The 7,680-nt window shown below is 58.5% G+C and carries 9 protein-coding genes and 1 pseudogene; 9 read left to right on the forward strand and 1 reads right to left on the reverse strand.

Features of this window, described 5'->3' with window-relative positions; genetic code table 11:
* Nucleotides 1-261 precede the first annotated feature (261 nt).
* From arcA to OSH03_RS14415, 5 genes are all read left to right on the forward strand, one after another.
* Entirely contained in the window at nucleotides 262-1,482 is a 1,221-nt protein-coding gene (arcA, locus tag OSH03_RS14395) for an arginine deiminase (protein WP_266179405.1), read from the forward strand.
* A gap of 10 nt (nucleotides 1,483-1,492) precedes the next feature.
* Entirely contained in the window at nucleotides 1,493-2,404 is a 912-nt protein-coding gene (gene arcC / locus OSH03_RS14400) for a carbamate kinase (protein WP_266179406.1), read from the forward strand.
* Between the two features lie 123 nt (nucleotides 2,405-2,527).
* The gene (gene argF, locus OSH03_RS14405) at nucleotides 2,528-3,532 is read left to right on the forward strand and encodes an ornithine carbamoyltransferase (protein ID WP_266179407.1); all 1,005 of its coding nucleotides are present in this window, start codon (nucleotides 2,528-2,530) and stop codon (nucleotides 3,530-3,532) included.
* Between the two features lie 46 nt (nucleotides 3,533-3,578).
* Nucleotides 3,579-4,982, forward strand: coding sequence for a YfcC family protein (locus OSH03_RS14410; protein ID WP_061099415.1), 1,404 nt, complete (start codon nucleotides 3,579-3,581; stop codon nucleotides 4,980-4,982).
* Nucleotides 4,983-5,062: 80 nt separating this feature from the next.
* Entirely contained in the window at nucleotides 5,063-5,542 is a 480-nt protein-coding gene (locus OSH03_RS14415) for an arginine repressor (RefSeq protein ID WP_003863366.1), read from the forward strand.
* A 3-nt stretch (nucleotides 5,543-5,545) separates the two neighbouring features.
* Here OSH03_RS14415 and OSH03_RS14420 read toward each other — a convergent pair.
* Nucleotides 5,546-5,663 (reverse strand): annotated as a pseudogene (locus OSH03_RS14420) (hypothetical protein).
* Here OSH03_RS14420 and OSH03_RS14425 point away from each other — a divergent pair.
* From OSH03_RS14425 to ridA, 4 genes are all read left to right on the forward strand, one after another.
* On the forward strand, nucleotides 5,643-5,747 hold the full coding sequence (locus OSH03_RS14425; protein WP_022646880.1) for a pyrBI operon leader peptide: 105 nt from the start codon (nucleotides 5,643-5,645) through the stop codon (nucleotides 5,745-5,747). The pseudogene OSH03_RS14420 and the gene OSH03_RS14425 overlap by 21 nt on opposite strands.
* A 34-nt stretch (nucleotides 5,748-5,781) precedes the next feature.
* Nucleotides 5,782-6,714, forward strand: coding sequence for an aspartate carbamoyltransferase (pyrB, locus tag OSH03_RS14430; RefSeq protein ID WP_061099416.1), 933 nt, complete (start codon nucleotides 5,782-5,784; stop codon nucleotides 6,712-6,714).
* Nucleotides 6,715-6,726: 12 nt separating this feature from the next.
* A complete protein-coding gene (gene pyrI / locus OSH03_RS14435) occupies nucleotides 6,727-7,188 on the forward strand; it encodes an aspartate carbamoyltransferase regulatory subunit (protein WP_061099417.1) in 462 nt (153 codons plus the stop codon).
* Nucleotides 7,189-7,262: 74 nt separating this feature from the next.
* Nucleotides 7,263-7,649 (forward strand): 2-iminobutanoate/2-iminopropanoate deaminase, encoded by a 387-nt coding sequence (gene ridA / locus OSH03_RS14440; RefSeq protein ID WP_061099418.1) that lies wholly within the window; start codon nucleotides 7,263-7,265, stop codon nucleotides 7,647-7,649.
* The last annotated feature ends 31 nt before the right edge of the window (nucleotides 7,650-7,680 follow it).

The raw sequence follows: 7,680 nt of genomic DNA on the forward strand, positions 1-7,680 counted from the left end.
ATAATAACAACATCAAATAATGCCCCCGGATCCTGCTTAGCTATTCATATCCCAATAATATGAAATTAATCATTATCTGATGCGAATCATGCAAATGAAAACAAACCTTTCAATATCCTTTTTCGCGTGAGCAATATCACATTACGGATTATTTAACTGCCTAGTATAAATCTCGAAATCAATTGAGCTTAGCCGCCATGTAATTAAGCAAAACGCATGGCGCATGCCCTTTTTATTCTGAAAAAAGTTAAAGGAATAATTATGGAAAAGCATTACGTCGGTTCTGAAATTGGTCAATTGCGTAGCGTTATGCTGCACCGCCCAAATTTAAGTCTGAAACGTTTAACCCCGTCAAACTGTCAGGAGCTGTTATTTGATGACGTGCTCTCCGTTGAACGGGCGGGTGAGGAGCATGACATCTTCGCAAACACGCTGCGCGAGCAGAGTGTGGAAGTCCTGCTGTTGACCGACCTCCTGACACAAACCCTTGATATCGCAGAGGCAAAATCCTGGCTTCTTGAAACGCAAATCTCTGACTATCGCCTCGGCCCAACCTTTGCTGGCGACGTGCGCGGCTGGCTGGCGGATATGCCGCACCGAGAACTGGCGCGCAGGCTGAGCGGCGGATTAACCTACGGCGAAATTCCGGCGGCGATTAAAAATATGGTGGTCGATACCCACACGGCGAATGATTTTATTATGAAACCGCTGCCGAACCATTTATTTACCCGCGATACCTCCTGCTGGATTTATAACGGCGTCTCGATTAACCCAATGGCCAAACCGGCCCGTCAGCGTGAAACCAATAACCTGCGGGCAATATATCGCTGGCACCCGGCGTTTGCCGACGGCGATTTTATTAAATATTTCGGCGACGAGAATATTAATTACGACCACGCCACCTTAGAAGGCGGCGACGTATTGGTGATTGGCCGCGGCGCGGTGCTGATAGGCATGTCCGAGCGCACGACCCCGCAGGGCGTGGAGTTCCTCGCCAACAGCCTGTTCAAACACCGCCAGGCCGAGCGCGTGATTGCCGTTGAGCTGCCCAAACACCGCTCCTGCATGCACCTCGACACCGTCATGACCCACATCGACGTGGACACCTTCTCCGTGTATCCGGAAGTGGTGCGCAAAGACGCCCAGTGCTGGACGCTCACCCCGGACGGACGCGGCGGCCTGCTGCGCACGCAGGAAACCGACCTGCTGCACGCCATCGAGAAAGCGCTCGGCATTAACCAGGTGCGACTGATCACCACCGGCGGCGACGCCTTTGAAGCCGAACGCGAGCAGTGGAACGACGCCAACAACGTCCTGACCATCCGCCCGGGCGTGGTGATTGGCTACGAGCGCAACGTCTGGACCAACGAGAAGTACGACAAAGCGGGCATCACCGTGCTGCCCATCCCCGGTGATGAACTCGGACGCGGCCGCGGCGGCGCGCGCTGCATGAGCTGCCCGCTGGAACGCGACGGAATTTAAAGGAGCCATCATGGAACGAAAACCCACTCTGGTTGTGGCCCTGGGCGGCAACGCGCTGCTCAAGCGCGGCGAGCCGCTGGAAGCGGAGATCCAGCGCCAGAACATCGAGCAGGCCGCCCGCACCATCGCCGGGTTAACGGAGCAGTGGCGCGTGGTGCTGGTGCACGGCAACGGCCCGCAGGTCGGGCTGCTGGCATTACAGAACAGCGCCTACGACAAAGTCACCCCCTACCCGCTGGACGTTCTCGGTGCCGAAAGCCAGGGGATGATCGGCTACATGCTCCAGCAGGCGCTGAAAAACAACCTGCCCCAGCGCGAGGTGAGCGTCCTGCTCACCCAGGTGGAAGTGGACGCGGCCGACCCGGCCTTCAGCAACCCGACCAAGTACATCGGCCCGGTCTATAGCGAAGCGCAGGCGAAAACGCTGGCCGCGGTAAAAGGCTGGGTGTTCAAGGCCGACGGGAGCTATTTCCGCCGCGTGGTGCCGTCGCCGCAGCCGAAGCGCATCGTCGAGAGCGACGCCATCACGGCGCTGATCCAGCGCGACCACCTGGTGATCTGCAACGGCGGCGGCGGCGTGCCGGTAGTGGAGAGCGACAACGGCTATCGCGGCATTGAGGCGGTGATCGACAAAGACCTCTCCGCCGCCCTGCTGGCGCGCCAGATCGAGGCCGACGCCCTGCTGATCCTGACCGATGCCGACGCGGTGTACCTCGACTGGGGCAAGCCGACCCATCGCCCGCTGGCGCAGGTGACGCCGGAGCTGCTCAGAGGGATGCAGTTCGACGCCGGATCGATGGGGCCGAAAGTGGCCGCCTGCCGCGAGTTTGTTGAGGCCTGCGGCGGCATTGCCGGGATCGGCGCGCTGAATGACGGCGCGGAGATCCTGGCGGGCGAGAAAGGCACGTTGATTCGTAACTGAGAACTCCCCCCCTCACCCTAACCCTCTCCCCAAAGGGGAGAGGGGACGATTACACCCTCTCCCCTTTGGGGAGAGGGCCGGGGTGAGGGGAAAGGTTTTTATAATTTTAAAAAGGATTTACCCATGACCATCAACCTGAAAAACCGCAACTTCCTGAAACTGCTGGACTACACCCCGGCGGAGATCCAGTACCTGATCGACCTCGCCATCGAGCTGAAGGCCGCCAAAAAAGCCGGGCGCGAAAAGCAAACTCTGGTCGGGAAAAACATCGCCCTGATCTTTGAAAAAACCTCTACCCGCACCCGCTGCGCCTTCGAGGTGGGCGCGTTTGACCAGGGCGCGCAGGTGACCTACCTCGGCCCAAGCGGCTCGCAGATTGGCCATAAAGAGTCGATGAAGGACACCGCCCGCGTATTAGGCCGCATGTATGACGGCATCGAATATCGCGGCTACGGCCAGGCCATCGTTGAGGAGCTGGGCGAGTACGCGGGCGTGCCGGTGTGGAACGGCCTGACCGACGAGTTCCACCCCACCCAAATTCTCGCCGATCTGATGACCATGCTGGAGTATTCGCCGGGCAAAACCCTGCCGGAGCTGAGCTTTGCCTATCTGGGCGACGCGCGCAACAACATGGGCAACTCCCTGATGGTCGGCGCGGCCAAGATGGGGATGGATATCCGCCTCGTGGCGCCGAAATCCTTCTGGCCGGAGGCCGGGCTGGTTGAGCAGTGCCGCGCTATCGCCAAAGAGACGGGCGCGCGCATCACCCTCACCGACGACGTGGAAGAAGGCGTGCAGGGGGCCGATTTCCTCTACACCGACGTGTGGGTCTCCATGGGCGAGCCGAAGGAGGCCTGGGCCGAGCGCGTCAGCCTGATGAAGCCGTATCAGATCAACGCGGACGTGATGAAGGCCACCGGAAACCCCAACGTCAAGTTTATGCACTGCCTGCCCGCGTTCCACAACGAGCACACCAAAGTGGGCCGCGAGATCGAAATGGCGTACGGCCTGAAGGGGCTGGAAGTGACGGAAGAGGTCTTTGAATCACCGAATTCAATCGTCTTCGACGAAGCAGAGAACCGCATGCACACCATTAAAGCGGTCATGGTGGCGACACTCGGCGACTAATCACCGCCCGGCGCGCCGCGGGTGCGCCGGGTTTCAGGAGAACATCATGGGCAAGTTCAAGTTTCCCTCCGCTTACACCATTCTCTTTTTTCTGATTGCCGTGGTCGCCGTGCTGACGTGGATTGTGCCGGCCGGGCAGTACCATATGGCGATGAACGAGGCGCTCGGCAAGGACGTGCCGGTTGCCGGCACCTACGCGCACGTGGCGGCGCATCCTCAGGGGCTGGTGTCGGTGCTGATGGCGCCGATTGCCGGGCTATACGATCCGGAATCCGGCCAGGCCGGGGCGATCGACGTCGCGCTGTTTATCCTGATCATCGGGGGATTCCTCGGGATCGTCACCAAAACCGGAGCGATTGACGCCGGGATCGAACGCGTCACCACTAAGCTGCGCGGTCGCGAAGAGTGGATGATCCCGATCCTGATGGCGCTGTTTGCCGCAGGCGGCACGATTTACGGCATGGCCGAGGAGTCTCTGCCCTTCTACACCCTGCTGGTGCCGGTGATGCTGGCGGCGCGTTTCGATCCGGTCGTTGCGGCTTCTACCGTGCTGCTCGGGGCGGGGATCGGCACCCTCGGCTCGACTATTAACCCGTTCGCGACGGTGATCGCCGCCAACGCTGCCGGGATCCCCTTCACCAACGGCATCATGCTGCGCATCGCGCTGCTGGTGATTGGCTGGGTCATCTGCGTGGCGTGGGTGATGCGCTACGCCCGCAAGGTGCGCAAGGATCCGTCGCTGTCGATCGTGGCGGATAAGCAGGAGGAGAACCTCGCCCACTTCCTCGGCAACAAGGGCGAACGGTCGCTGGAATTTACCCCGGTGCGCAAAATTATCCTGGTGATTTTCGCCCTCGCCTTCGCGGTGATGATCTACGGCGTGGCGGTGCTGGGCTGGTGGATGGCGGAGATCTCGGCAGTGTTCCTCGCCAGCGCCATTATCGTCGGGCTGATTGCGCGGATGAGCGAAGAGGAGCTGACCTCAACCTTTATCAACGGCGCGCGAGATTTGCTGGGCGTCGCGCTGATTATCGGCATCGCGCGCGGTATCGTAGTGATCATGGATAAGGGCATGATTACCCACACCATTTTGCACAGCGCCGAGGGGATGGTCACCGGGTTGTCGACGGTGGCGTTTATCAACGTGATGTACTGGCTGGAGGTGGTGCTGTCGTTTCTTGTGCCATCTTCGTCCGGCCTGGCCGTTCTGACGATGCCGATCATGGCGCCGCTTGCCGATTTCGCTAACGTCAACCGCGACCTGGTGGTTACGGCTTACCAGTCGGCGTCCGGTATCGTTAACCTTGTTACTCCCACCTCTGCCGTTGTGATGGGCGGGCTGGCTATCGCCCGCGTGCCCTACGTGCGTTATCTGAAATGGGTGGCGCCGCTGCTGGGGATATTAACGGTGGTGATTATGGTGGCGTTAAGCCTGGGCGCCGTGTTGTGATTTGCCGGATGGCGCTGCGCTTATCCGGCCTACGGATCGGTGCAGTGCCACCGGTTATTTCGGGAACTGATATGGGAACTATGATGGATTACGAAGAGTACTCTCCCAAAGAGCAACTACAGCTAACGGTCTGCCAGCGTCTGATCGCGGAAAAGAGCTATCTCTCTCAGGAGGAGATCCGCCGCGACCTGCAGGAGCGGGGTTTTGAGACCATCAGCCAGTCCACCGTTTCACGTCTGCTCAAGCTGCTCGGTGTCATAAAAATTCGAAATGCCAAAGGGCTAAAGATTTATTCGCTGAATCCCCAGCTGCGCCCTGCCCCCGACGCCGCGCGCACCGTCTCCGAAATGGTGGTGAGCGTGGAGCATAATAGCGAATTTATCCTTATCCATACCGTCGCCGGATATGGCCGCGCGGTGGCGCGTATTCTGGATTATCACCAGTTACCGGAAATTTTAGGCGTGGTGGCCGGAAGCAGTATTGTCTGGGTCGCCCCTCGGGTCGTGAAGCGCACCGCCCTGGTGCATAAGCAAATTAATTATTTACTCAGAACGCATTAATATTCATAAAGAACCGTTTGCATTGAGTAAAGCGTGCATTAAATCGCTTGATCCGCAAAGCGAGCTGCGTATAATGCCCGACAATTTGCCGGGAGGAAGCATGGTCAAGCGTGTACGACATAACGTCTTACCGCGTCTGAAATCAGACGCTGGCCTGCCGTTTTTCTTCCCGTTGCTAAACCTATTCCCAGAGCCCCTCATTTGAGGGGCTTTTTTTTGCCCGGCGTCAGGAGATAAACATGAATCCGCTTTATCAAAAACACATCATTTCCATAAACGACCTCAGCCGCGAAGAGCTGGAACTGGTTCTGGAAACCGCGGCAAAACTGAAGGCCAATCCGCAACCGGAGCTGCTGAAGCACAAGGTGATTGCGAGCTGCTTCTTCGAGGCCTCGACCCGCACGCGCCTCTCCTTTGAAACCTCCATGCACCGCCTGGGCGCGAGCGTGGTGGGCTTCTCGGACAGCAGCAACACGTCGCTGGGCAAAAAAGGCGAGACCCTGGCGGATACCATTTCAGTGATCGGCACCTACGTGGACGCGATTGTGATGCGCCACCCGCAGGAGGGCGCGGCGCGTCTGGCGACCGAGTTTTCCGGCGGCGTTCCGGTGCTGAACGCCGGTGACGGTGCCAACCAGCATCCGACGCAGACCCTGCTGGATCTGTTCACCATTCAGGAGACCCAGGGCACGCTTGAGAACCTGAACATCGCCATGGTCGGCGACCTGAAGTACGGCCGCACCGTTCACTCCCTGACTCAGGCGCTGGCGAAGTTTAACGGCAACCGCTTCTTCTTCATCGCCCCGGACGCGCTGGCGATGCCGCAGTACATTCTCGACATGCTGGACGAAAAAGGCATTCAGTGGAGCCTGCACGCCAGCATCGAAGAGGTGGTGGGCAACGTGGATATTCTCTACATGACCCGCGTGCAAAAGGAGCGTCTGGACCCGTCCGAGTACGCCAACGTGAAGGCGCAGTTTGTCCTGCGCGCAAGCGACCTCGAGGGCGCGCGCGACAACATGAAGGTCCTGCACCCGCTGCCGCGCATCGATGAGATCGCAACCGACGTGGACAAAACGCCGCACGCCTGGTACTTCCAGCAGGCCGGAAACGGCATCTTCGCCCGCCAGGCGTTACTGGCACTGGTTCTGAATCGCGAATTGGCACTGTAAGGGGAAACGACAATGACACACGATAACAAACTCCAGGTTGAAGCCATCAAGCGTGGCACCGTGATTGACCACATCCCTGCGCAGGTCGGCTTTAAGCTGCTGACGCTGTTCAAACTGACCGAAACCGACCAGCGCATCACCATCGGCCTGAACCTGCCGTCGGGAGAAATGGGCCGCAAAGATCTGATCAAGATCGAGAACACCTTCCTGACCGACGAGCAGGTCAACCAGCTGTCGCTGTACGCGCCGGAGGCCACCGTTAACCGCATCGACGATTACGACGTGGTGGGTAAATCTCGCCCGAGCCTGCCGGATCGCATCGAAAGCGTGCTGGTCTGCCCGAACAGCAACTGCATCAGTCATGCTGAGCCGGTTTCCTCCAGTTTTGCAGTGAAAAAACGCGCCGATGACATCGCGCTCAAATGCAAATACTGCGAAAAAGAGTTTTCTCATTATGTGGTGCTGGCCAACTAATTGAGGTTGGTAAAGGATCCCGGCCTCCCTATAATGGCCGGGAACATTTAATCAGCTGTTATTCTGGAGAAATCATGACCAAAGTACTCGCGACGGAAAGTGCACCAGCGGCTATCGGCCCTTACGTTCAGGGCGTCGATCTGGGCAGCATGATCATTACCTCTGGCCAGATCCCGGTGAACCCAAAAACCGGTGAAGTGCCAGCCGACGTAGCGGCGCAGGCGCGTCAGTCGCTGGAAAACGTGCAGGCGATCGTTGAATCTGCCGGTCTGAAAGTGGGCGACATCGTGAAAACGACCGTTTTCGTGAAAGATCTGAATGACTTCGCGACCGTTAACGCCACCTACGAAGCCTTCTTCACCGAGCACAACGCCTCCTTCCCGGCGCGCTCCTGTGTTGAAGTGGCTCGTCTGCCAAAAGACGTGAAAATTGAAATTGAAGCGATTGCCGTACGTCGTTAATTCATTTCAATTTACAGAGGGCAGCTGAGGC

It is taken from the genome of Enterobacter nematophilus, assembly GCF_026344075.1.
GTDB lineage: Bacteria > Pseudomonadota > Gammaproteobacteria > Enterobacterales > Enterobacteriaceae > Enterobacter > Enterobacter nematophilus.